Here is a 23,166-nt window from a genome sequence, read left to right as displayed (position 1 = left end):
GATGTATCTGTCTACAACGTGGAAACAATTACTTGACGACGATCGCCATGATGTCTTCTTCGCGCATGACCAGCAGCTCATCGCCGTCAACTTTGACGGTTTGGCCAGCGTACTTGCCGAACAGGACGCGGTCGCCCACTTTGACATCCAGAGGACGGACTTTGCCGTCGTCGAGAATCTTGCCATTGCCTACGGCAAGGACTTCGCCTTGATCCGGTTTTTCAGCAGCTGCATCAGGAATGATGAGGCCGGACGCAGTTTTGGTTTCCTGGTCGAGGCGTTTGACGATGACGCGATCGTTCAATGGGCGCAGATTCATACAAAACTCCTTAAAGTTCAATGGATAAGTGTTGCTAAATGAATACATTTCCGGCACAGCGCCAGACGTGCTTTCAGTGACCGCCGTTGAAAGCAGCCCGCAACGGTCAAGCAAACCCCATGTCATCCTGTCCTTGCCTGTATCCGGCAGTGGTGCATCGCGGCGTCGCCCGCCGCGTAGCGTTCCCTGCAGTGGTCTGGCAAGCACCATCAGTCCTGAGGATTGCTACGAAAGAGTTTGTTAGCACTCTCTACTAACGAGTGCTAATTATAGGGACGGTATGGGTCAACTTCAAGGGCTTATTCAAGAGGAATATATACATACATGATAAGCAGAGCCTGCATCTGCCCTGGGTTTGCGCTGGCGCAAGCCAACTTCCCGGGCGTCAGCAACAGGCGCGACTCTAGCATGCCGTCCGGATGGGGGGCGTTCCTGTACGTGCAGGAAACAGAGTTTTACTATGGAATTTGATAAGATGATTGCAATTGCATATCAATATCATCACTAGCACCAGAAAGAACACCATGCCCTTTCCTGTTTCCCATCCCGCCCTGCGCCTGCTGGGCGCCACCGTCATCGGTCTCGCCTGCCTCGGCAATGCCGCCGCGCAAACGCCCACCATCGTCGACGAGATCACCGTGGCCACCCTGACGCCGCTGGAAAAGAAGATGCTGCTCAATGACTTGTTCAACGACTTGAACAAGGACGACGACGACCAGGAAGCGCATGTATGGGACAACGGCGGCGACAGCGGCGTGCTGGTGAAGGTCGCGTATAACTTCAGCAAGTCCGGCATGACGGAGCACAGCCTGAAGGCGCACGTGTGCCGCGACTTGAAATTCGTCGTCACGGCCGGCGACAAGGCGCAGGACCTGAGCCGGCGCACCTGTTCGCAGAACAGCGGCAACTGGGATGTGCAGGGCAAGGACGCGGCGCCCGTCGTGTATCCGCCTTTCCTGTCGGACGTCACCATCGCCAAGCTCAATGCCAAGGAACAGAAAGCACTGCTGACGGCTGCCGTACGCACTTTGAAAGATGAAGAGGATGGCAAGACGCGCCAGTGGAGCAACAAGGGCTTGGGCAATGCGGCGCCGCTGGCAGTGCGCCTGACGCCTTCGGGTACGGACGCCAAACCTGGCAGCTACCGCCGTACTTGCCGCGACTTGACGATGGTGCTTGACGGCAAGGGCGGACAACAGACGCTGACGCGCCGCTCTTGCGAGAACCGCTATGGCGGTCTCGATATCGAAGCCGATTACGTCGACGAGTAAAACGCGGCCATCGCGGCGCTGGCGGATGCGTGCAGATGGCGAAAAGCGCCGGAAAAAGCGTGTATTTTCCGCCAACTGCCCTGCATTGATGTAAATATGTGTGACAGCGGCGTGATTCGATTGACGCCCATGGAGCGTCCGCCCTATAGTGGCGGGATGATTTCCGAATTCAACGAATTATCCGACAAAATAGGCCTGCTGGCCGAAATGACCCATGCGCTGCGCCGTGAAAATGCGCAATTGCGCAAGGACAATGCCGCGCTGGCCGCCGAGAACGCCCTGTATGTGCAACGCATGCGCGAGGCGCAGGAGCGGGTGGAAGCGTTGCTGGAAAAAATTCCCGAACTGGTGCAAGCTGGCCTGGAGCAAGCCGCTTCGGAAGCGGGCGCCTATATTGCCGAGAACGAGAAGGAAGCGTAATGTCGCGTGTCGATGTCAATATCATGGGCCAGTCCTACAGCATGGTGTGTCGCGACGGCGAAGAGCGCGCGCTGCGCGAAGCGGCGCTCTATCTCGATAGCAAAATGAAAGCCATCCGCGACGCGGGCAAAGTCAAGGGTAATGACCGCATCGCCGTGCTGGCCGCCCTGGGCGTGGCCGCAGAATTCCTCTCCGTGAAATCGCCGCAAGGCCCGCTGTCGGAATTGACGATACTGGAAGTGAAGCAAAAGATCTCGGCCATGCACACCGTCCTGGATAGCGCATTGACGCCCCAGGAAAACCTTTTTTAAGCGCGTACGCTACGATTTGTCTTTGCGATGCGCGATCAAAGGAGTAAACTTGGGTCTACCCTGCGGTGTTCGCGATTGCCATATATTCCTTGAACCATTTATGCGCATCGGTTGCGAATTTTGTTTGATGGGAGTGAGCGTCGCTCGTTCGACGAACCCGAAATTGAACTAACGTGACCACCTTGAACCGTTTGGTTCGGGATGCCGGCATAGCGGCACAGGCGGGGCCCAATTTGCACTACCACCGAAAACGGTTGCCGCATCGATGCGCAACCGTTTTTTTACGTCTGTCGCTTTCACACGGAGTCTAGATGAAACAATATTGGCTGATGAAGTCCGAACCCGATGAAGTGAGCATCGACGACCTGATGGCTGCGCCGCAGCAGACCATGCCCTGGTTCGGCGTGCGCAACTACCAGGCGCGCAACTTCATGCGCGATGGCATGCAGCCTGGCGATGGCGTGCTGTTTTATCACTCCAGCTGTCCGCAGCCGGGCGTTGCGGGCGTGGCCGAAGTGGCCAGCGGCGCGTATCCCGATCACAGCCAGTTTGAAGAAGGCGGCAAGTATTTCGATGCCAAGGCCACTTTGGCGCAGCCGCGCTGGATCAGCGTCGACGTGCGGGGCTTGAAGAAGACGGCACTGCTGCCCCTGTCCGAGATGCGCCAGATGCCGGAGCTGGAAGACATGCTGTTGTTGAAGAAGGGCAGCCGTTTGTCCATCACGCCCGTGACGCCGGCGCAATGGAAAGTCATTACCGGCAAGCTGGCAAGCTAGCCCTCGATCCGGTTGCGGCCATTCTGCTTGGCCCGGTACAGGGCCTGGTCGGCGGCGGCCAGCAACTGTGCCGGCGTCTGCCCTCCGTCATTCAGGGCCAGGCCGATGCTGGCCGTCACCAGGCCGCCGCGCGACGGCGCGTGGGCGATGGCGGCAGCGGCGATCGCTTCCTGCATCTTGTGCGCTACCGCCAGCGCGCCAGCCCGGTCGGTGGCGGGCAGGATGGCGGCAAATTCTTCGCCGCCGAAGCGTGCCACCAGGTCGCTGGCGCGCGGCAGCGCAGAATGCAGGGCCGCCGCGATGCCGACCAGGCAGGCGTCGCCATACGGGTGGCCGAAGGCATCATTGAGGCTTTTGAAAAAATCGATATCGATGATCAGCAGCGCCAGCGGTTTGCTGTCGCGCGCGGCGCGCTGCCACTCTAGCTGCAGGGTCTGGTCGAAACAGCGCCGGTTGGCGATGCCCGTCAAGCCATCCGTCAGCGACAGCTTTTCCAGTTTGTCGTGGGCTTCGCGCAGTGCGCGTTCGCTTTGCATGTAGCGGCTTTGCAGGGTGGCCGAACGCAGCGCGTGGACCAGCAGCGCGACAAACAGCGCCGCCGCCGCCAGGTAGAAATGCGCGCGCATGACGGCAAAGCCCAATCCCAGCAAGGCGGCCGTAAAGAAGATGGGACTGAAATTGTCGATCAGCAGGGTCAACTTTTGCGGGGCATGCGGCGCCTGCGTACTTCCCGTCCCGGATCGAACCGCCGGGACGCGCGCGGTGAGCAGCACCAGCAGCAGGAACGGCAGGCCCGGCAGCACTTCGCTCCATTGCTCCGTCACGCCCTGCAAGGTCAGATAGTTGTACGCGCCCGCGCAGCCCGCATAGCACCATAAAAACACCGTCAGCAGCAGGTAAAAGCGGCCTTGCTCGCCATCGCGGCGGTGCGCCAGCAAGCGCAGCGACGCGCAGCAGGCCAGGGCCAGGTTTTCCACGTTATAGGTCAGCACCAGCAGGCTGGCGGGAATCGGCGCGATGGAGCGCTGGTCGAATGGCGACACGGAAAAGATGGCCGTATAGGCCAGGTAGGCCGCCAGCAGCACTTGTACAGCATCGAGCCATTGCAGGGTACGCGAGGGATGCTCGTGCGTCACGGACGACATGGCCAGCAGCAGGGGCGCGCCATACATGAAATAGGCGAAATCGGAAAAATACGTGGCGTCCGATGCCACCTGTCCGCTCAGGTCTTGCCAGGCTGACAGCAACATGCCCGTGCTCCAGAACAGCATGGCCACGGCGAACAGGGTCCAGCCTGTCCTGGCCGCGCTTGCCGCGCTGACATAGGCGCAGCGGCAACAGGCCGCCATCGCCAGCAGGGGCGAGACAATGTTGAACGCATAGCTCACCCAAGGGGCGCGCGTGCCGGCCCACGCCGTCAAGGCCAGTTGTGCCAGCACATAACAGGCGCCCAGGGCGATCCAGCATGTCAGTTTTCGCCCGGTGGGCGGCATGGCAAGGCACTCCCCGGTGGCATCGCTATCGTGCGGTATCGTGGCGTCGTGGCATGCCCTGGTCTGGCGGCACGTTAAAACGATGATACCCAGATGTCAACAGCAAGTCTATTCCGCAAGGAAACTTCGTTGCTTTAAGGGAAGTGCAGCCGGGGGAGGGGATGGCGCGCCTGCCTGGCGCGCCATGGGGGGAACTGCGGTGCTTACATGTTGGCCGGGCGGGCCTTGGTGGGCGGCGTGCCCGTCACCTGGCTTTTATACGCCCACACCAGCAGCGCGATGGCGCCGACGATCATCGGCAGCGACAGCATCTGGCCCGAGGTGATCGGCACGCCCAGCCACACGACTTCCCAGTCCGGCGTGCGGAAGTATTCCGTGAAGAAGCGGGCGCAGCCGTACAGCAGGGTGAACATGGCACCGACGGCCATGCGCGGGCGCTGCTTGCGCGCATACAGCCACAGGATGATGAACACCAAAATGCCGTCGATCAGCATCTGGTAGAGGGGCGACGGGTGCACGGGATACGGAATGCCCGGCCATTGCATGGCCCACGGCAGGGTTTCCGGCGCGATGCGGCCCGGCAGTTCGGCATTGATGAAGTTGCCCAGGCGGCCGGCGGCATAGCCGAGCGGCACCAGCGGGGCGATGAAGTCGAGCACATCGAACAGATTGCGGCCCGCCTTGCGGCTCCACAGATACATGGCCAGGATGACGCCCAGGAAGCCGCCATGAAAGGACATGCCGCCATGCCACACCATGAAGATTTCGAGCGGATTGTGCATGAAGTATTCGGGGCGGTAGAACAGCACTTCGCCCAGGCGCCCGCCGATCACCACGCCCAGCATGCCGTAGAATAGCATGTCATCGAGGTCTTCCTTCTTCCAGCCCAGCACGGCGATGTGCGGCTGCTTGATGCGCACGCGGCCCAGGATAATGAACAGGGCGAAGGCCAGCACATACATCAGGCCGTACCAGTGCACGGCGAGCGGGCCGATCTGGATGGCAATCGGGTCGGGCATCGGGTGTATCAGCATGGGGTTTCTTTCTTTGTTTAAAGCTAAGGTTGCGTAGTATGGCGGCGCCAGCGGTTTTTTGCCTTAGCGGCCACTTAATTTAAGGGGCAGTAGGGCTGATCTGCTTGCGCAACAGCGCCAGGAAACCTTGCAGCACGGCGGACGGATTGTCGCGGCGCCAGGCCAGGCCCGTTTCCACCAGGGGCGTGGCGTCCTGCAGCGGCCTGTATTCTACGCCCGGGCGCATCAGATTCGATACCGATTGTGGCACAAGCGCGATGCCCATGCCAGCCGAGACGAGGCTGACGATGGTTTGCATCTGGATCGCTTCCTGGCCGATCTGTGGCGTGATGCCGGCCGCGCGGAACACGCCCAGTATCGCGTCGTGCAGGGCGGGCGATATCGCGCGCGGGAAGATGATCAAAGGCAGGGGCGGCAAGTCGCGCAGGCGCACGGGACCGGGCGTATTCAAGATGTCGAGGCTGGACGGCGCGGCCAGCACCAGCGGTTCGGCCAGCACGGGCAGGTAATCGAGCTCTCCCTTCGCCTTTTCGGGCAGGGGCGGGATCAACAGGCCCGCATCCGTGCGCCCGGCCAGCAATTCATCGAGCTGCAAGTCGGAGGTGGCTTCCTGCAACTGGATCTGCACTTGCGGATAGGCCGTCTGATAAGCGCGCAGCAATGGCGGCAGCACGCTGTAGTCGGCCGAGGAAACAAAGGCCAGGCTCAAGCGTCCCGCCTCGCCCTGCGCTGCCCGCCGTACCAGCGCGGGCAGATCGAGCGCCTGCGCCAGCAGCCGGCGCGCCTCGGGCAGCAGGGCGCTGCCTGCCGGCGTCAGCTGCACTTCGCGGCGCGTGCGCACGAACAGGGGCGCGCCCAGCAGCTCTTCCAGGGCCATGATGGTTTGCGACAGGGGCGGCTGCGTCATGTGCAGGCGCGCGGCGGCGCGGCCGAAGTGCAATTCCTCGGCGACGGTGACAAAGTAGCGCAGCTGGCGCAGCTCAAGATTCATATGTGTTTCCATGCGGATTGATTGCTGTGATATGTAAATCGACTCACAGACATGTGCATCATATATTTGACAGTGGCGCGCGCGCAAGGCAATCTGGCGTACCCCCATGCAGGGTTTTGTTGAAAATCCGCGCTTCAGGCATTATTCATTTCTCGGAAGGTCCCCATCATGCCGCAATACCGCTCCCGCACCACCACCCACGGCCGCAACATGGCTGGCGCCCGCGCCCTGTGGCGCGCCACCGGCATGAAGGATGGCGACTTCGACAAGCCGATCATCGCCGTCGTCAACTCGTTCACCCAATTCGTGCCTGGCCACGTGCACCTGAAAGACCTGGGGCAGATGGTGGCGCGCGAAATCGAGGCGGCCGGCGGCGTGGCCAAGGAATTCAACACCATCGCCGTCGATGACGGCATCGCCATGGGCCACGGCGGCATGCTGTATTCGCTGCCCTCGCGCGACCTGATCGCCGACTCCGTCGAGTACATGGTCAACGCCCACTGCGCCGACGCCATGGTGTGCATCTCGAACTGCGACAAGATCACGCCGGGCATGCTGATGGCCGCCATGCGCATCAACATCCCCGTCGTCTTCATCTCCGGCGGCCCGATGGAAGCGGGCAAGGTCATCAAGGTTGTCAACGGCACGCAGAAGATCATCAAGCTGGACCTGGTCGACGCCATGATCAAGGCGGGCGACAGCAGCGTCTCCGACGCCGACGTGGCGGAAATCGAGCGTTCGGCCTGTCCCACCTGCGGTTCCTGCTCCGGCATGTTTACGGCCAATTCGATGAATTGCCTGACCGAGGCGCTGGGCCTGGCCCTGCCCGGCAACGGCACGATTCTGGCCACGCACTCGGACCGCCAGCAACTGTTCCTGCGCGCGGGCCGCCTGATCGTCGAACTGGCCAAGCGCCACTACGAGCAGGACGATTACTCGGTGCTGCCCCGTTCCATCGCCACCAAGGCCGCATTTGAAAATGCCATGGCGCTCGACGTCTCCATGGGCGGCTCGACCAATACCGTGCTGCACTTGCTGGCCGCCGCGCACGAGGCGGAAGTGGAATTCACCATGGCCGACATCGACCGCATCTCGCGCAAGGTACCTTGCCTGTGCAAGGTGGCGCCGATGACGGACAAATACCATATCGAAGACGTGCACCGCGCGGGCGGCATCGTGGGGATTCTGGGCGAACTGGCGCGCGCCGGCCTGCTCAACACGACCCTGCCGACCATCCACGCGCCGACCCTGGCCGACGCCATCGCGCAAAACGACATCATGTGCACCGACAACCCTGCCGTGCATGAACTGTTTCGCGCCGCACCGGGCGGCGTGCCGACGCAGACGGCGTTCTCGCAATCGGAGCGCTTCGCTGCCGTCGACACGGATCGTGCCACGGGCTGCATCCGCGACAAGGCCCACGCGTATTCGCAGGATGGCGGCCTGGCGGTCTTGTACGGCAACCTGGCCGAAAAGGGCTGCATCGTCAAGACGGCCGGCGTGGATGAAAGCATTTTGAAATTCTCGGGCAAGGCGCGCGTGTTCGAAAGCCAGGATACCGCTGTTGAAGCGATTTTGGCCGATACCGTGCATGAAGGCGACGTCGTCATCATCCGCTACGAAGGCCCGAAAGGCGGCCCCGGCATGCAGGAAATGCTGTATCCGACCTCGTACATCAAATCGAAGGGCCTGGGCAAGGCGTGCGCGCTGTTCACGGACGGGCGCTTCTCGGGCGGTTCCTCGGGCCTGGTGATCGGCCACGCCTCGCCGGAAGCGGCCGAAGGGGGCGCCATCGGCCTGGTGGAGGAGGGCGACTTCATCGACATCGACATCCCCGAGCGCAGCATCAACCTGCGCGTGACGGATGCGCAGCTGGCCGCGCGTCGCGCCGCCATGGAAGCGAAGGGCGACGATGCCTGGCTGCCCGTCAACCGCGAGCGCTACGTGTCGCAGGCGCTGCAGGCCTATGCGGCGCTGACGACGTCGGCCGACCGCGGCGCCGTGCGCGATCTCTCTCAGCTGAAGAAGCAGAAACGCTGATTTGTTGTGTAAGTGCGACGGCCGGCCCCGTTTGACCGCGCGGGGCCGCTTGTCGTTACATCGCCTTACAAACAACATGGTCATGCGTGCGCAGATGGGGCAGAATATGAGTGCCTAATCGTTACTACATTGCGTTACTACATTGAAACGCTTGATCTGGGCTCGTGGTGCATCTGCGGAAACACAGTAAAATGCCGCAGGAAGTAACTTTGGAGAAAAGACAATGAAACGTTTTATGTTGGTGAGTGTATTGACCGTATCGGCTCTGGCATCGCAAGCAGCGTTGGCCAATCCGGACCTGGCGAAAGCAAAAAACTGCATGGCTTGCCACGCGGTGAGCACGAAACTGGTGGGTCCTGCGTATAAAGACGTGGCGGCCAAGTATGCCGGCCAAAAAGACGCGGAAGCCAAGCTCGTGGCGAAAGTCATGAAGGGCGGTTCCGGCACTTGGGGCGCGATCCCCATGCCAGCCAACCCGCAAGTGAGCGAGGCGGAAGCCCACACCCTGGTCAAATGGGTACTGGCACAGAAATAATCTGTGCCGCAGTACCTGCAATTAGCGCGCCGGCAATCCCGGCGCATTTTTTTTGCCTGCCACCTGTAAATTCCCCATGCCTTCCAGGGTGGCCCGCACCGCCTCATCGAGCGGCGTATGCGCTTCCTGGCCCAGCACCGCCAGCAGTTGCGCGTTGTCCATCTGCAGCGGGGTTTGCCATAAATAGCGCATCTCGCGCATTTCACGCAGGGTCGCCACGAACGGCGACGCCAGCGCCACCAGCCACCACGGAAAGCGCCGGATGACCGGTGGCGTACCCGTGGTCTGTTTCACCACGCGGGCAATCGCCCCCGTCATTTGCCGGCCGTCGTGGTCCCAATGGCCTGCCATGTGAAAGCGTGCAAAGGCGGGCAAGGTGGCGCGCATGGCCAGCAGCTGCAGCATGGTACGCGCCACGTCGGGCAGGTAGGACCACTGGTGGCCTACGCCGGGCGCGCCCGGATACAGCACGCTGCGCACGCTCTGGCCCGGTTTTACCAGGCCCTGCGAAAACCAGTTATTGCCGGCACGGGGGCCGAAGAAGTCGCCCGCGCGCACGATCAGCACGCGCGCGCCCTGCATGCTGGCCCGTTCCAGCCGTGCTTCCAGTTCCACGCGGATGGCGCCCTTGCGCGTGAGCGGGTGCTGCGGCGCGTCTTCCGCCAGCATGGGGAAGGCATCGGGGCCAAAGTTGTACACGGTGCCAGGCAGCACGATGGTGGCGCCTTCGGCGATGGCGGCCGCGATGGTGTTGTCGAGCATGGGCAGCACCAGTCGGCCCCAGTGGCGGTAGCCGGGCGGGTTGACGGCGTGCACGATGACGGCGCAGCCTTTCGCGGCGGCCAGCACGTCCGCGCGCAACAGCGCATCGCCGCGCAGCCACGTTATCTTGTCACCGCGTGGTGATGGCATTTCTCCCCGCGTCAGGGCGCGCACCTGCCAGCCTGCTGCCGCTAGCTGGCGCACCATCTCGCCGCCGATGCCGCCCGAGGCGCCTAGTACCAATGCCGTTTTTGTGTTGTCCATGCTGACCTCCGTGTGGTTGATGACGCCAGTATCTGCCGCGCAAGGCTAATTGGGAATTGACGAACATCGACCACAGGCTATACATTTATGTATGACTACCTCCATTGCCTGGGAATACTACCGCTCGTTGCTGGCCGTGCTGAAGCACGGCTCGCTGTCCGGCGCGGCCCGCGCGCTGGGCATCACGCAGCCCACCGTCGGCAGGCATATCGCCGCCCTGGAGCAGGCGCTGGGTGCAACCCTGTTCACGCGCTCCCAGCTGGGTTTGCTGCCCACGGAAGTGGCGCTGGCGCTGCGTCCCCATGCGGAAACCATGGAGCACACGGCGGCCCTGATGCAGCGCGCCGCCAGCAGCCAGGGCCAGGGCGTGGCCGGCGTCGTGCGCATCGCCGCCAGCGAAGTGGTGGGCGTGGAGGTGCTGCCGGCAATACTGGCGCGCCTGCGCGCGCGCCATCCGGGCTTGAGCATTGAATTGGTATTGAGCAACAAGGTGCAGGATTTGCTGCGCCGGGAAGCGGACATTGCCGTGCGCATGCTGCGGCCCCGCCAGGAGCAGCTGGTGGCACGCAAGGTGGGCGATATCGAACTGGGCCTGCATGCGCACGCGGACTACCTGGCGCGCCATGGCACGCCGGCCGGATTGCTTGATCTGGCGCAGCACGCCGTCATCGGCTACGACGAGGCGAGCCCCTTCGTGCGCAATGCGGGTGCGGCCTTTGAGGGTTTTTCGCGGGAAAACTTTGCCTGGCGCAGCGACAGCGACCTGGCGCAACTGGCGCTGATACGCGCGGGCGCCGGTATCGGCGTGTGCCAAGCGGGGCTGGCGGCGCGCGACCCGGCCCTGCGGCGCGTGCTGCCGCAAGCGTTTGCGCTGCCCATGGAAACCTGGGTCACCATGCATGAAGACTTGCGCGGCAGCCTGCGCTGCCGCGCCACCTTCGACGCTCTGGTCGAAGGATTACGCGATTACGTTGCCAGCCAAGCGCTTACTTGATCACTTCCATCTTGGTCTTCTTGCCATCACGATACGTGAAAAGCGTCAGCGCGCCATCCTTGATGTCGCCGTTGGCATCGAACGAGATGGGCCCCGTCACGCCCTGGTAGTGCACCTTGGCCAGGAAAGGCAGGTAGACGGACGGTTTCGACGATTTCGCGTCGGCCATGGCGGTGGCCATGGTCATCACGGCATCGTAGACGTACGGCGCGTACAGTTGCACTTCCATATTGTATTTCTGCTTGTAGCGGGCGCGGAAATCGTCCATGCCTTTTTGCTGGGTGCCCGTCACGCCGCCCGCTTCCGCGCAGGTGACCATGTCTTCGCCCACGGCGTCGCCCGCCAGCTTGCCCAGCGGTTCCGTGCACAGGCCGTCGCCGCCCATGAACTTGGCCTTGATGCCCAGCGCCTTCATCTGGCGCAGCATAGGGCCGCCCACGGAATCCATGCCGCCAAAGAAGATCAGGTCGGGATTTTTCGATTTGATGCTGGTCAGGATGGCATTGAAGTCGGTGGCGTTGGCATTGGTAAATTCCTTGCCGACGATTTGCACGCCTGGCGCAGCCTTCTTGGCACCCTTGACGAACTGTTCCGCCACGCCCTGGCCATACGCCGTGCGGTCATCGATGACGGCGATTTTCTTCGCTTGCAGCTTGCCCACGGCATACGCGCCCAACGTCCCGCCCAGCTTGTTGTCATTGGCCACCACGCGGAAGGCCGTATTGAATTTCTGCTGGGTATATGTCGGGTTGGTGGCCGCCGGCGAAATCTGCGGAATGCCGGCATTGAAGTAAATGCGCGAGGCGGGAATCGTCGTGCCCGAATTCAGGTGGCCGACCACGCCGTTGACCTTGGCGTCGACGAGCTTTTGCGCCACGGCCGTGCCCTGTTTGGGATCGGCTGCGTCATCTTCGGGCACCAGCACGAATTTGACGACTTTGCCGTCGATCTTGAAGCCTTTGGCGTTCAAATCCTCGATGGCCATCTTGGCCGCGTTCTCATTATCCTTGCCCAGGTGGGAGCTGGCGCCAGAGACCGGGGCGACGTGGCCTATCTTGATGATTTCCTGTGCGCCCGCATGGCCGGCAAAAGCGAGGGCGAGGGCGAGAGGAAGGACTTTGGTCTTGAGCAGCATAAACATTCTCCAATGGATAAAGATACGGCGGCGTCTCGTGAAAACCGCTTCGAGGGGCGGTACGTGTGAAGAAAGGTACAACAAAAAACAGGCGGCGCAAAGCCGCTTTTGGGGCTTTTTGCATTTTGTCGCAACAATCACCAAAGTGAGGCGCGATGCACCGATTTCGCAGGCGCGAGCGCACCAAAGAATGGCGTTGGAGGAAGGAATAGGGTAGGTCGGGGACGTCGGGTTAGCGCGCAGCGCGTACGCCGACGATGTCAGTGATGCTCAGTACTGCGCGGGAGGGTGCAGATGACCCAGTTCATGGCTGACGGCGTGGGCTACGATCTGTTCCAGCGACTGCTGCAAGTCTTCGCGCAGGGCGCCGCGCATGCCGATCAGGGCGTTTTGCAGGGCCGTCTGCAAGACGTGGGCGATGCGCTCTTCCAGCAGATGGTCGATCTTGCCCTGCACCTGGTGCAGGATGCGCTGCGTCAGCCGCTGTTCGATGGCGTCCCAGTCGGGCTGCACGACGCCCGGTGGCAACTCGACAGCCGGCTCGACTGGCATGGCGGGCGCCACCTCAGCCGCCTCCGGCCCCAGCAGCACTTCCGTCAGGAGGGGGATGCCCTGGTCGAATGGCGGCTGGTTCATGTTTTTCCTGCCACGAAGTGCGTCGGTTGCACATCTTGCTGGCGGTAGTGCAGGAAGCGCTGGCGGCCTGCCTGCGCATCTTGCTCATCCATGGAAACGATTTCAAAGACGCGCTGGAACTGCGTGTAATTGGCGGGCGGCAACTGCGACAGGTTGACGAGGATGTCGTGGTGCGGCAGCTCGGCCGTTTCGTCATCGGTCAGGATGATGGGCGTTTGCGCCGCCAGCGGGTCGCCGGCCAGCACGTGCGGCAGGAAATCCGTGGCGGAAAAGGTCCACATGGCGCGGTTCAGGGCGTCGAGCTGGGCGCTATCTTGCGCCAGCACAACCACCTTGTTGCCCGCCATATACGCCTTGCGCGCCAGACGGCAGGCATAGGCCAGCTTGTCTGGCACGTTGCTGTGAAAATCGACGCGGCTCATGGCGAACTCAGGCTGCCATGCCGCTGTGGCGCAGCAGGGCGTCGATCGACGGTTCGCGGCCGCGGAAGGCCGTAAACGATTCCAGCGCGGGGCGCGAGCCGCCGACTGACAGGATTTCTTGCAGATAACGCTTGCCCGCTGCCGTGGTGGCGGCCGGTCCCAGCACCTTGGCCTCTTCAAACGCTGCATAGGCGTCGGCGGACAGCACCTCGGCCCATTTGTAGCTGTAATAGCCGGCCGCGTAGCCGCCGGCAAAGATATGCCCGAAGGCATTCTGGAAGCGGTTGAACGGGGGCGGAATGAGCAGTGCGAACTTGGCGCGCACGCCGTCGATCAGCTGCTGCACGCTCTGGCCAGTTCTGGCATCGTAGTCGTAGTGCAAATGCATGTCGAGCAAGGAAAACTCCACTTGGCGCAGGGTTTGCAAGCCGGACTGGAAATTCTTGGCCGCCAGCATCTTGTCGTACAGCGCGCGCGGCAGCGGCTCGCCCGTGACGGCATGCGCCGTCATGTGCTCAAGTACTTCCCATTCCCAGCAGAAGTTTTCCATGAATTGCGATGGCAGTTCCACCGCATCCCATTCCACGCCGGCAATGCCCGACACCCCCAGCTCGTCAACCACCGTCAGCATATGGTGCAGGCCGTGGCCGAACTCGTGGAACAGGGTGATGACTTCATCGTGGGTAAACAATGCCGGCTGAACCTTGCCGTCGATCACGGCCGGCTGCGTGAAATTGCAGGTCAGATAGGCGATCGGCGTTTGCACGTGTTGTGCGTCGGCACGGCGGCCGCGCGCGTCGTCCATCCAGGCGCCGCCGCTCTTGCCGGCGCGCGCATACAGGTCCAGATAAAACTGGCCGACCAGCTTGCCGTCGCGTTCGATGCGGTAAAAACGCACGTCGGGATGCCAGACGGGCGCCGTATCGGGCTTGATCTCGACCGCAAACAGGTTCTGGATCTGGCGGAACAGGCCGTCGATCACCTTGTGTTCAGGGAAATACTGTTTTACTTCCTGAGCCGAGAATGCATAGCGGCGTTCCTGCAGTTTTTCAGAGGCGTACGGCACGTCCCACGCTTGCAGCTCGGCTATGCCCAGTTCTTCCCCGGCGAATTGTTTCAGTTCGGCCAGGTCCTTCTCGGCGAACGGGCGCGCGCGCTTGGCCAGGTCTTCCAGGAAAGCGATGACTTGCGCGGGCGAGGTGGCCATTTTGGAGACCAGCGATACTTCGGCGAAATTGCCGTAGCCGAGCAGTTTTGCCTCTTCGTCGCGCAGCTGCAACAGGGTGACGATGTTGTGCGTGTTGTCCCAGTCCTCTTTTTTGCTGAAGACCTCGCCCTGGTCCGAAGCCTTGGTGGCGTTGGCGCGGTAGATGGTTTCGCGCAGCGCGCGATTGTCGGCAAATTGCAAAATTGGGTAATAGGACGGGAAGTGCAGCGAGAATTCATAACCGTCCTTGCCCGCCTTCTCGGCGGCAGCGCGCGCGGCGGCCTTCACGTCGTCGGGCAAGCCGGCCAGCTCGGTTTCGTTCTCGACCAGCAACTTGTAGTCATTGGTGGCGTCGAGTACGTTTTCGGAAAAACGCGTGGAGACGGCCGCGTGTTCTTCCTGAATGGCGCCAAAGCGCTCTTTCTTGTCTTCGGGCAACTCGGCGCCGCCCAGGCGGAAGTCGCGCACGGCATTGTCGACGATGCGGCGGCGCGCCGGCGACAGGCTGGCGAAATCGGCGCGGGCCTGCAATTGCTTGTATTTGCCGAACAGAATTTCGTTCTGGCCCAGCTCGGTCAAGAATTCCGTCACCTTGGGCTGGTTGGCATTGTAGGCGGCGCGCAGTTCAGGCGTATCGATCACGCTATTGAGGTGGTTGACGATGCTCCAGGCGCGGCCCAGGGTTTCGGCGATCTGGTCCTGCGGCGCGACGAAGTTTTCCCAGCTGACTTCTTCCATGGGCGCTTCCAGCCGCGCCACCGTGGCGCGCGCCTGGGCCAAAAGGGTATCGATGGCAGGCGTGACATGCTCGTGCGTGATCGCGTCGAAGCGTGGCAGTCCGGAAAAATCAAGCAGGGGATTGGTATTCATCGTCGGTTCCATATATTAAAAGGGGCGGTCAGGCCGCCCCGGTGTTTTTACACGCGCTCTGCGGCCTCGACGGTATTCATGAGTAGCATGGTAATCGTCATCGGCCCCACGCCGCCCGGTACGGGGGTGATGTGCGAGGCAACTTCCTTGACACCGGCAAAATCCACGTCACCGCAGAGCTTGCCGTCGTCGTCGCGGTTCATGCCCACGTCGATGACGATGGCGCCCGGCTTGACCATGTCCGCTGTCAGCGTGTTGCGGCGGCCGACGGCGGCCACGACCACGTCTGCCTGGCGCGTGTACAGGCCCAGGTCCGGCGTTGCACTATGACAGATGGTGACGGTGGCGTTCGCTTGCAAGAGCAGCAGGGCCATCGGCTTGCCGACGGTGTTGCTGCGGCCGATGACGACGGCGTGCTTGCCGCGCAAGTCCACGCCCGTGCTTTCGATCAGTTTCATGCAACCATAGGGCGTGCAGGGACGGAAGCCGGGCAAGCCTGTCATCAGTTCGCCGGCGCTCAGGACGGAATAACCATCGACGTCTTTCGTCGTGGAGATCGCTTCGATGACCTTGTGCGGGTTGATGTGCTTGGGCAAGGGCATTTGCACGAGGATGCCGTGGATGGCCGGGTCGGCGTTCAGGCTGGCGATGCGCGCCAGCAAGTCCGCTTCGGACAGGTCCGCTTCATATTTTTCCAGCACCGAGTGGAAACCCACGTCGCCGCACGCCTTGACCTTGTTGCGGACATACACCTGGCTGGCCGGGTCTTCGCCGACGAGTATCACGGCCAAACCGGGCTGGGTGCCCTTGGCCGTGAGGGCGGCGGCGCGCGTGGCGATCTCGCTGCGCAGTTTTTGGGAGAGGGCGATTCCGTCGATCAGTTGTGCTGGCATGGTAGGGAGGCTGTGTGGGAGGGAAAAGACAGATTATAAAGCCGGGCGGCGCAAAGGGGCGGTTTTGGCGCCAAGCCGTTATGTTAAAAAGCGGGCCAGAGACGCGGGCCTGAGAAAATGCCGATGGCGGCGTTGTAGCTCCTTGCCGTACTGGCTACTGTCTGCGTCGCCGCGCCTTGCCCTCGACATTTTTCAGGCCCGCTTGGCCCGGTATGCCTGTGCGGACGACTGGGGTTTTAATTCGGTTTGCTGATGTGCTTGTAGAGCAGGGGTGGCCAGGGCATGCAAGTTTTCCGGTTTCGGCGCTATTTGCTACTCTGCTCATCATAATTTCCGGGCAGAATTTGCGGCAGTGCAGCATAAATTTCATAGAGCGATTTCATAATGCGGAATGCAATATCGTAATTTGAAAAATACTAAATACGCTGTTAGAATCCCCACACTAAACCAACTTAATAGTAAATAATCAGCGAAATACCGTCCGACAGCGATCCGGAAAATCGGGGTGGGGCGCTCACAAAGGAGACTCAACAGATGTCAGCTCAACTGAACCAGGTAACGACACAGATCGGCACCGACCCGGATATGCAGGAAACCAAGGAGTGGCTGGACGCACTCGAAGCCGTGCTGGAAAATGAAGGTCCGGAACGCGCGCATTATCTTATGGAGCGCATGGTCGACCTGGCCCGCCGCCGCGGCGCCCAGATCCCGTTCTCCAGCACCACCGCCTACGTCAACACCATCCCCACCAAGCAAGAAGCACACTGTCCCGGCAACCTGGAATACGAAGAGCGCCTGCGTTCGTGGATGCGCTGGAACGCCATGGCCATGGTGGTCAAGGCCAACCGCGCCGACGGCGACCTGGGCGGCCACTTGTCTTCGTTTGCTTCGCTGGCGAATATGCTGGGTATTGGTTTCAATCACTTCTGGCACGCGCCGACGGCCGACCACGGCGGCGACCTGCTGTACATCCAGGGCCACTCCTCGCCCGGCGTCTACGCGCGCGCCTTCCTCGAAGGCCGCCTGACGGAAGAGCAAATGCTGAACTTCCGCAAGGAAGTCGACGGCAAGGGCCTGTCCTCGTACCCGCATCCGAAGCTGATGCCTGACTTCTGGCAATTCCCGACCGTGTCGATGGGCCTGGGCCCGCACATGGCGATCTATCAAGCGCGCTTCCTGAAATACCTGCACGCACGCGGTATCGCCAAGACCGACAACCGCAAGATCTGGGCTTTCTGCGGCGATGGCGAGATGGACGAGCCAGAGTCCCTGGGCGCGATCGGCCTGGCCGCACGCGACATGCTCGACAACCTGGTTATCGTGGTCAACTGCAACCTGCAACGCCTGGATGGCCCGGTGCGCGGCAACACCAAGATCATCCAGGAACTGGAAGGCGAATTCCGTGGCGCCGGCTGGAACGTCGTCAAGGTCATCTGGGGCCCGGGCTGGGACGCCCTGCTGGCACAGGACAAGGAAGGCATCCTGCAGCGCGTGATGATGGAAACCGTCGACGGCGAATACCAGAATTACAAAGCAAAAGACGGCGCCTACGTGCGCAAGCACTTCTTCGGCAAGCATCCGAAGTTGCTGGAAATGGTTGCCAACATGACGGACGACGACATCTGGCGCCTGACCCGTGGCGGCCACGATCCGCACAAGATCTACGCGGCCTTCAAGATCGCCCAGGAACACAAGGGCCAGCCGACCGTCCTGCTGGTGAAAACCATCAAGGGCTACGGCATGGGCAAGTCCGGCGAAGCGCGCAACACGGCGCACCAGACGAAAAAACTGGACGACGAAGCCATCCGCGAAATGCGCGACCGCTTCTCGCTGCCTATCCCCGACGACAAACTGGCCGACATTCCGTTCTTCAAGCCAGCCGACGACGCGCCGGAAATGGTCTACCTGCACGAGCGCCGCAAGGCCTTGGGTGGCTACCTGCCGCAGCGCCGCCAGAAATCGGAAGAAACCCTGCCGGTGCCTGGCCTGGATGCGTTCAAGAACGTGCTCGAAGCGACGCCAGAAGGCCGTGAAATCTCGACCACGCAAGCGTTTGTGCGCGTTATTTCGACCCTGCTGAAAGACCCGAACCTGGGCCAGCGCGTTGTGCCTATCCTGGTCGATGAATCGCGTACCTTCGGCATGGAAGGCCTGTTCCGCCAGATCGGCATCTACAACCCGAAAGGCCAGTTGTACGAGCCGGTCGATAAAGACCAGGTTATGTACTACCGCGAAGACAAGGCTGGCCAGATCCTGCAAGAGGGCATCAACGAAGCGGGTGGCATGAGCTCGTGGATCGCCGCGGCGACGTCGTACTCGACCAATGACCGCATCATGATCCCGTTCTACACCTTCTACTCGATGTTCGGCTTCCAGCGCATCGGCGATCAGGTATGGGCTTCGGCCGACATGCGCGCCCGTGGCTTCCTGATGGGCGGCACGGCTGGCCGTACGACCTTGAACGGCGAAGGCTTGCAGCACGAAGATGGCCACAGCCATATCTTCGCCGCGACCATCCCGACCTGCATGCCGTACGACCCGACCTTCAGCCATGAAGTCGCCGTCATCATCCAGGATGGCCTGCGCCGCATGATCGCCAACCAGGAAGATGTGTTCTACTACATCACGATCATGAACGAGAACTATGCCCAGCCAGGCATCAAGCCAGGCCAGGAAGAAGGCATTCTGAAAGGCATGTACAAGCTGCAGGAAGGCAAAGCTGACGCCAAGCTGCGCGTACAGCTGATCGGTTGCGGCACCATTCTGCGCGAATCGATCTTCGCCGCCGAATTGCTTGCCAACGACTGGGGCGTGGCTGCGGACGTGTGGTCGGCGCCGTCGCTGACCCTGGTGGCCCGCGATGGCCAGGATGCCGAGCGTTGGAACATGGTCAACCCGTCGAAACAGCAGCGCGTGCCGTACGTGACGTCGCTGTTGCAGGACACGGACGGCCCGATCGTCGCCACGACCGATTACATGCGCGCGTTTGCAGAACAGATCCGCGCCTTCATGCCGATGGGCCGCACTTACAAAGTGCTGGGCACCGATGGCTTTGGCCGCTCGGACAGCCGCGCCAAGCTGCGCGAGTTCTTCGAAGTGAACCGTTATTATGTCACCGTGGCTGCGTTGAAATCGCTGGCTGACGAAGGCAAGATCGACGTGTCGGTGGTGGAGCAGGCGATCGCCAAGTACGGCATCGACGCGAACAAACCGAATCCGGTGACCCAGTAATCGTTGTGCGGACCCGATGATGCCAGGGTGGTGCGAAAGTGCCGCCCTGGCATGTGTGCGGGTCCATCTGACAAATAAAATAACGGAGCAAGCTATGAGCATTGTGGAAGTCAAAGTCCCGGATATCGGCGATTTCAAGGAAGTCGAGATCATTGAACTGATGGTCAAGCCAGGCGACACGGTCAAGGTCGACCAGTCCCTGATCACGGTCGAATCGGACAAGGCCAGCATGGAAATTCCATCGAGCCACGCCGGTGTCGTCAAGGAATTGAAAGTCAACGTGGGCGACAAGATCGCCGAAGGTTCGCTGGTCCTGCTGCTGGAAGTGGCGGACGACGCCTCGGCGCCTGCGCCTGCCGCCGCTGCCGCCCCGGCTGCAGCACCTGTCGCTGAAGCTGCCCCCGCTGCTGCCCCAGCACCTGCCGCCGCACCCGCTGCCGCTGGCGGTCTGGTCGAAGTGACCGTGCCCGATATCGGCGACTTCAAGGAAGTCGAAGTCATCGAACTGATGGTCAAGGTTGGCGATGTGATCAAGGTAGACCAGTCGCTGCTGACGGTCGAATCGGACAAGGCCAGCATGGAAATTCCATCGAGCCACGCCGGTATCGTCAAGGAATTGAAGGTCAAGGTCGGCGACAAGGTGGCCAAGGGTTCGCTGGTACTGGTGGTGGAAACGACCGGTGGCGCTGCCGCTCCTGTTGCTGCCCCTGCCGCCGCTCCTGCACCGGCCGCGCAAGCTGCTGCCGCGCCAAGCGCCGCCGTCGCTTCGGCACCGGTCGCCGCTGCTGCCCCTGCCGCCGCACCTGCCGCAAATGGCAAACTGGCGCACGCGTCGCCATCGATCCGCAAGTTCGCGCGCGAATTGGGCGTCGACCTGGCCCGCGTGGGCGGTTCCGGTCCGAAGGGCCGCATCACCCAGGAAGACGTGCAGAACTTCGTCAAGGGCGTGATGTCGGGCGCTGTCGCCGCGCCGAACGCTCCTGTCGCTGCCAAAGGCGGTTCGGGCGTGGGCCTGGACCTGCTGCCATGGCCGTCGCTGGACTTCAGCAAGTTCGGCACGACCGAATTGCTGCCGCTGTCGCGCATCAAGAAAATCTCGGGTCCGAATTTGCACCGCAACTGGGTCATGATCCCGCACGTCACGCAGTTCGACGAAGCGGACGTGACGGACCTGGAAGCGTTCCGCGTCGACACCAACGCCGCCAATGCGAAAAACAAGGACGCGGCCAAGCTGACCATGCTCGCCTTTGTGATCAAGGCGTCCGTTGCCGCGCTGAAGAAATTCCCCGCGTTTAACGCATCGCTCGACGCCAAAGGTGAAAACCTGATCCTCAAGCAGTACTACAACATCGGCTTCGCGGCCGACACGCCAAATGGCCTGGTAGTACCCGTGATCAAGGGCGCGGACCAGAAGTCGGTTTCGCAGATCGCCCGCGAAATGACGGAACTGTCGCTGCAGGCGCGCGAAGGCAAGCTGAAGCCGGCCGACATGCAGGGCGCCAGCTTCACCATTTCGTCCCTGGGCGGCATCGGCGGCACGCATTTCACGCCTATCGTGAATGCGCCGGAAGTGGCCATCCTGGGTCTGTCGAAAGCCTCGATCAAGCCGGTATGGGATGGCAAGGCCTTCCAGCCACGCTTGATGATGGGTACCTCGCTGTCCTACGACCACCGCGTGGTCGATGGCGCGATGGGCGCGCGATTCTCCGTGTACCTCGGCGAAGTCCTGGCCGACATGCGCAAAATTCTGCTGTAAGGAGCGATTGATGAGCACAGTAGAGGTAAAAGTACCGAATATCGGCGACTTCAAGGAAGTCGAAGTCATCGAACTGATGGTCAAGGTAGGCGACACCATCAAGGTGGACCAGTCGCTGATCACGGTCGAATCGGATAAGGCCAGCATGGAGATTCCTTCGACCCACGCGGGCGTCGTCAAGGAAATCAAGGTCAAGGTTGGCGACAAGATCGCCGAAGGCAGCGCGCTGCTGGTAGTGGAAGCGGCTGAAGGCGCGGCAACTGCCGCACCAGCGGCAGCTCCTGCGCCAGCGGCGGCACCTGCTGCAGCTCCGGCAGCAGCTGCACCTGTCGCCGCCATCCCGGCCGGCAATTACAGCGGCCAGGTCGACATCGATGTCGACATGATGGTGCTGGGCGGCGGTCCTGGCGGTTATTCGGCGGCGTTCCGCGCGGCCGACCTGGGCCTGAGCACCGTGATCGTCGAGCGCTACGCCACCCTGGGCGGCGTGTGCCTGAACGTGGGCTGCATCCCGTCGAAGGCGCTGCTGCACGTCGCTTCCGTCATCGATGAAACGGCGCACATGTCCAATACGGGCGTGACGTTTGCCAAGCCGACGATCGACATCGACCAGGTGCGCAAGTACAAGGAAGGCGTCATCTCGAACATGACGGGCGGCCTGGCCGGCATGGCCAAGGCACGCAAGACGCAAGTGGTCACGGGCGTGGGCCAGTTCCTCAGCGCCAACCACATTGAAGTGACGGCAGGCGACGGTTCGAAAAAAGTCGTGCAGTTCAAGCAAGCCATCATCGCCGCCGGTTCGTCCGTGGTGAAACTGCCGTTCGTGCCGGAAGACCCGCGCATCGTCGATTCGACGGGCGCGCTGGAATTGCGCCAGATCCCGAAACGCATGCTGGTCATCGGCGGCGGCATCATCGGCCTGGAAATGGCGACTGTCTATTCCACCTTCGGCGCGCGCATCGACGTGGTCGAAATGATGGATGGCCTGATGCAGGGCGCGGACCGCGACGCGGTCAAGGTGTGGCAGAAGTTCAACGAAAAGCGCTTCGACAACATCATGACCAAGACCAAGACGGTGGCCGTCGAGGCACTGCCGGAAGGCATCAAGGTCACGTTTGAAGCGGCCGAAGCGGGCGCCACGGCACCAGCGCCGCAAGTCTACGACCTGGTGCTCGTCGCCGTGGGCCGCAGCCCGAACGGCAAGAAGATCGCCGCCGACAAGGCCGGCGTGAACGTCACGGACCGCGGCTTCATCGAAGTCGACAGCCAGATGCGCACCAATGTGCCGAATATCTTCGCCATCGGCGATTTGGTCGGCCAGCCGATGCTGGCGCACAAGGCCGTGCATGAAGCCCACGTGGCAGCGGAAGCTGCCGCCGGCCAGAAGTCGCACTTCGACGTCAAGGTGATTCCATCGGTTGCCTACACGGACCCGGAAGTGGCATGGGCCGGCATCACGGAAGACGAAGCGAAAGCCAAGGGCATCAAGGTCGAGAAAGGCCACTTCCCGTGGGCCGCCTCCGGCCGCGCCGTGGCCAATGGCCGCGCCGAAGGCTTCACCAAGCTGCTGTTCGACGCGGAAACGCACCGCATCATCGGCGGCACCATCGTCGGCACGCATGCGGGCGACATGATCGGCGAAATCGCGCTGGCCATCGAAATGGGCTGCGACGGCACCGACATCGGCAAGACCATCCACCCGCACCCGACGCTGGGTGAATCGATTGGTATGGCCGCTGAAGTCTACGAAGGCGTATGCACGGACTTGCCGCCGCCACGCAAGCGCTGATGTTGTAACACTAAAAA

Annotated in this window: 20 protein-coding genes and 1 other RNA gene; 11 read left to right on the top strand and 10 right to left on the bottom strand. The window is 61.9% G+C overall.

Going from position 1 to position 23,166, the window contains the following annotated elements; translation table 11 throughout:
* Window positions 1-28: 28 nt before the first annotated feature.
* Complete coding sequence (groES, locus tag ACQ4W0_RS06950) at window positions 29-319, bottom strand: co-chaperone GroES (protein WP_010400979.1); 291 nt, start codon at window positions 317-319, stop codon at window positions 29-31.
* 524 nt (window positions 320-843) lie between these two features.
* On the opposite strand from groES, the gene ACQ4W0_RS06945 reads away from it, so the two are divergent.
* The 5 genes from ACQ4W0_RS06945 (at window position 844) to ACQ4W0_RS06925 (ending at window position 3,097) form a co-directional block, all read left to right on the top strand.
* On the top strand, window positions 844-1,590 hold the full coding sequence (locus tag ACQ4W0_RS06945; RefSeq protein ID WP_436576083.1) for a hypothetical protein: 747 nt from the start codon (window positions 844-846) through the stop codon (window positions 1,588-1,590).
* 156 nt (window positions 1,591-1,746) lie between these two features.
* Window positions 1,747-2,010: a hypothetical protein gene (locus ACQ4W0_RS06940; protein ID WP_034747342.1), complete on the top strand. Its 264-nt coding sequence runs from the start codon at window positions 1,747-1,749 to the stop codon at window positions 2,008-2,010.
* Window positions 2,010-2,321 carry a cell division protein ZapA gene (locus tag ACQ4W0_RS06935; RefSeq protein ID WP_436576082.1) on the top strand — a complete coding sequence of 104 codons (312 nt, stop codon included), beginning with the start codon at window positions 2,010-2,012 and terminating at the stop codon, window positions 2,319-2,321. Before ACQ4W0_RS06940 ends, ACQ4W0_RS06935 begins: the two co-directional genes overlap by 1 nt.
* Window positions 2,322-2,375: 54 nt before the next feature.
* A non-coding RNA gene (gene ssrS / locus ACQ4W0_RS06930) (6S RNA) lies at window positions 2,376-2,553 on the top strand.
* A gap of 79 nt (window positions 2,554-2,632) precedes the next feature.
* Window positions 2,633-3,097, top strand: a complete 465-nt coding sequence (locus ACQ4W0_RS06925; RefSeq protein ID WP_436576081.1) for an EVE domain-containing protein — start codon at window positions 2,633-2,635, stop codon at window positions 3,095-3,097.
* Here ACQ4W0_RS06925 and ACQ4W0_RS06920 read toward each other — a convergent pair.
* From ACQ4W0_RS06920 to ACQ4W0_RS06910, 3 genes are all read right to left on the bottom strand, one after another.
* On the bottom strand, window positions 3,094-4,590 hold the full coding sequence (locus ACQ4W0_RS06920) for a GGDEF domain-containing protein (RefSeq protein ID WP_436576080.1): 1,497 nt from the start codon (window positions 4,588-4,590) through the stop codon (window positions 3,094-3,096). The two genes, ACQ4W0_RS06925 and ACQ4W0_RS06920, sit on opposite strands and share 4 nt — an antisense overlap.
* A 203-nt stretch (window positions 4,591-4,793) precedes the next feature.
* Window positions 4,794-5,624 carry a prolipoprotein diacylglyceryl transferase gene (gene lgt, locus ACQ4W0_RS06915; RefSeq protein WP_436576079.1) on the bottom strand — a complete coding sequence of 277 codons (831 nt, stop codon included), beginning with the start codon at window positions 5,622-5,624 and terminating at the stop codon, window positions 4,794-4,796.
* 79 nt (window positions 5,625-5,703) lie between these two features.
* On the bottom strand, window positions 5,704-6,615 hold the full coding sequence (locus tag ACQ4W0_RS06910) for a LysR family transcriptional regulator (protein WP_436576078.1): 912 nt from the start codon (window positions 6,613-6,615) through the stop codon (window positions 5,704-5,706).
* A 168-nt stretch (window positions 6,616-6,783) separates the two neighbouring features.
* On the opposite strand from ACQ4W0_RS06910, the gene ilvD reads away from it, so the two are divergent.
* Both ilvD and ACQ4W0_RS06900 read left to right on the top strand, forming a co-directional pair.
* Window positions 6,784-8,655 (top strand): dihydroxy-acid dehydratase, encoded by a 1,872-nt coding sequence (gene ilvD, locus ACQ4W0_RS06905; protein WP_436576077.1) that lies wholly within the window; start codon window positions 6,784-6,786, stop codon window positions 8,653-8,655.
* A 223-nt stretch (window positions 8,656-8,878) separates the two neighbouring features.
* Complete coding sequence (locus tag ACQ4W0_RS06900; RefSeq protein ID WP_092713693.1) at window positions 8,879-9,190, top strand: c-type cytochrome; 312 nt, start codon at window positions 8,879-8,881, stop codon at window positions 9,188-9,190.
* Between the two features lie 21 nt (window positions 9,191-9,211).
* Here the strand turns inward: ACQ4W0_RS06900 and ACQ4W0_RS06895 are convergent, their stop codons facing one another.
* Complete coding sequence (locus ACQ4W0_RS06895; RefSeq protein WP_436576076.1) at window positions 9,212-10,216, bottom strand: NAD-dependent epimerase/dehydratase family protein; 1,005 nt, start codon at window positions 10,214-10,216, stop codon at window positions 9,212-9,214.
* Between the two features lie 91 nt (window positions 10,217-10,307).
* Here ACQ4W0_RS06895 and ACQ4W0_RS06890 point away from each other — a divergent pair, with 91 nt between their 5' ends.
* Window positions 10,308-11,210 carry a LysR family transcriptional regulator gene (locus tag ACQ4W0_RS06890; protein ID WP_436576075.1) on the top strand — a complete coding sequence of 301 codons (903 nt, stop codon included), beginning with the start codon at window positions 10,308-10,310 and terminating at the stop codon, window positions 11,208-11,210.
* Here ACQ4W0_RS06890 and ACQ4W0_RS06885 read toward each other — a convergent pair.
* From ACQ4W0_RS06885 to folD, 5 genes are all read right to left on the bottom strand, one after another.
* Window positions 11,203-12,345: a branched-chain amino acid ABC transporter substrate-binding protein gene (locus ACQ4W0_RS06885; RefSeq protein WP_436576074.1), complete on the bottom strand. Its 1,143-nt coding sequence runs from the start codon at window positions 12,343-12,345 to the stop codon at window positions 11,203-11,205. The two genes, ACQ4W0_RS06890 and ACQ4W0_RS06885, sit on opposite strands and share 8 nt — an antisense overlap.
* A 270-nt stretch (window positions 12,346-12,615) precedes the next feature.
* Window positions 12,616-12,981, bottom strand: coding sequence for a DUF2486 family protein (locus ACQ4W0_RS06880; RefSeq protein ID WP_436576073.1), 366 nt, complete (start codon window positions 12,979-12,981; stop codon window positions 12,616-12,618).
* Window positions 12,978-13,403 (bottom strand): DNA polymerase III subunit chi, encoded by a 426-nt coding sequence (locus tag ACQ4W0_RS06875; RefSeq protein WP_436576072.1) that lies wholly within the window; start codon window positions 13,401-13,403, stop codon window positions 12,978-12,980. The genes ACQ4W0_RS06880 and ACQ4W0_RS06875 overlap by 4 nt, the downstream gene beginning before the upstream one ends.
* A 7-nt stretch (window positions 13,404-13,410) precedes the next feature.
* Entirely contained in the window at window positions 13,411-15,480 is a 2,070-nt protein-coding gene (locus ACQ4W0_RS06870; RefSeq protein WP_436576071.1) for a M3 family metallopeptidase, read from the bottom strand.
* Window positions 15,481-15,527: 47 nt separating this feature from the next.
* Window positions 15,528-16,373 carry a bifunctional methylenetetrahydrofolate dehydrogenase/methenyltetrahydrofolate cyclohydrolase FolD gene (gene folD / locus ACQ4W0_RS06865; RefSeq protein ID WP_298410066.1) on the bottom strand — a complete coding sequence of 282 codons (846 nt, stop codon included), beginning with the start codon at window positions 16,371-16,373 and terminating at the stop codon, window positions 15,528-15,530.
* 534 nt (window positions 16,374-16,907) lie between these two features.
* On the opposite strand from folD, the gene aceE reads away from it, so the two are divergent.
* The 3 genes from aceE to lpdA all read left to right on the top strand — a co-directional run bounded on the left by aceE (window position 16,908) and on the right by lpdA (window position 23,149).
* Entirely contained in the window at window positions 16,908-19,604 is a 2,697-nt protein-coding gene (aceE, locus tag ACQ4W0_RS06860) for a pyruvate dehydrogenase (acetyl-transferring), homodimeric type (RefSeq protein WP_436576070.1), read from the top strand.
* 94 nt (window positions 19,605-19,698) lie between these two features.
* Window positions 19,699-21,360, top strand: a complete 1,662-nt coding sequence (gene aceF / locus ACQ4W0_RS06855) for a dihydrolipoyllysine-residue acetyltransferase (RefSeq protein WP_436576069.1) — start codon at window positions 19,699-19,701, stop codon at window positions 21,358-21,360.
* 10 nt (window positions 21,361-21,370) lie between these two features.
* Window positions 21,371-23,149, top strand: coding sequence for a dihydrolipoyl dehydrogenase (gene lpdA, locus ACQ4W0_RS06850; protein WP_436576068.1), 1,779 nt, complete (start codon window positions 21,371-21,373; stop codon window positions 23,147-23,149).
* Window positions 23,150-23,166 lie beyond the last annotated feature (17 nt).

The organism is Janthinobacterium breve, from assembly GCF_051380895.1.
Classification (GTDB): Bacteria; Pseudomonadota; Gammaproteobacteria; order Burkholderiales; family Burkholderiaceae_D; genus Janthinobacterium.
This window is presented reverse-complemented; position numbering and strand designations above follow the sequence as displayed.

Coding starts and splice junctions, on each gene's coding strand:
- groES (WP_010400979.1), bottom strand. CDS start 319: ATGAATCTGCGCCCATTGAACGATCGCGTCATCGTCAAACGCCTCGAC.
- ACQ4W0_RS06945 (WP_436576083.1), top strand. CDS start 844: ATGCCCTTTCCTGTTTCCCATCCCGCCCTGCGCCTGCTGGGCGCCACC.
- ACQ4W0_RS06940 (WP_034747342.1), top strand. CDS start 1,747: ATGATTTCCGAATTCAACGAATTATCCGACAAAATAGGCCTGCTGGCC.
- ACQ4W0_RS06935 (WP_436576082.1), top strand. CDS start 2,010: ATGTCGCGTGTCGATGTCAATATCATGGGCCAGTCCTACAGCATGGTG.
- ACQ4W0_RS06925 (WP_436576081.1), top strand. CDS start 2,633: ATGAAACAATATTGGCTGATGAAGTCCGAACCCGATGAAGTGAGCATC.
- ACQ4W0_RS06920 (WP_436576080.1), bottom strand. CDS start 4,590: ATGCCGCCCACCGGGCGAAAACTGACATGCTGGATCGCCCTGGGCGCC.
- lgt (WP_436576079.1), bottom strand. CDS start 5,624: ATGCTGATACACCCGATGCCCGACCCGATTGCCATCCAGATCGGCCCG.
- ACQ4W0_RS06910 (WP_436576078.1), bottom strand. CDS start 6,615: ATGAATCTTGAGCTGCGCCAGCTGCGCTACTTTGTCACCGTCGCCGAG.
- ilvD (WP_436576077.1), top strand. CDS start 6,784: ATGCCGCAATACCGCTCCCGCACCACCACCCACGGCCGCAACATGGCT.
- ACQ4W0_RS06900 (WP_092713693.1), top strand. CDS start 8,879: ATGAAACGTTTTATGTTGGTGAGTGTATTGACCGTATCGGCTCTGGCA.
- ACQ4W0_RS06895 (WP_436576076.1), bottom strand. CDS start 10,216: ATGGACAACACAAAAACGGCATTGGTACTAGGCGCCTCGGGCGGCATC.
- ACQ4W0_RS06890 (WP_436576075.1), top strand. CDS start 10,308: ATGACTACCTCCATTGCCTGGGAATACTACCGCTCGTTGCTGGCCGTG.
- ACQ4W0_RS06885 (WP_436576074.1), bottom strand. CDS start 12,345: ATGCTGCTCAAGACCAAAGTCCTTCCTCTCGCCCTCGCCCTCGCTTTT.
- ACQ4W0_RS06880 (WP_436576073.1), bottom strand. CDS start 12,981: ATGAACCAGCCGCCATTCGACCAGGGCATCCCCCTCCTGACGGAAGTG.
- ACQ4W0_RS06875 (WP_436576072.1), bottom strand. CDS start 13,403: ATGAGCCGCGTCGATTTTCACAGCAACGTGCCAGACAAGCTGGCCTAT.
- ACQ4W0_RS06870 (WP_436576071.1), bottom strand. CDS start 15,480: ATGAATACCAATCCCCTGCTTGATTTTTCCGGACTGCCACGCTTCGAC.
- folD (WP_298410066.1), bottom strand. CDS start 16,373: ATGCCAGCACAACTGATCGACGGAATCGCCCTCTCCCAAAAACTGCGC.
- aceE (WP_436576070.1), top strand. CDS start 16,908: ATGTCAGCTCAACTGAACCAGGTAACGACACAGATCGGCACCGACCCG.
- aceF (WP_436576069.1), top strand. CDS start 19,699: ATGAGCATTGTGGAAGTCAAAGTCCCGGATATCGGCGATTTCAAGGAA.
- lpdA (WP_436576068.1), top strand. CDS start 21,371: ATGAGCACAGTAGAGGTAAAAGTACCGAATATCGGCGACTTCAAGGAA.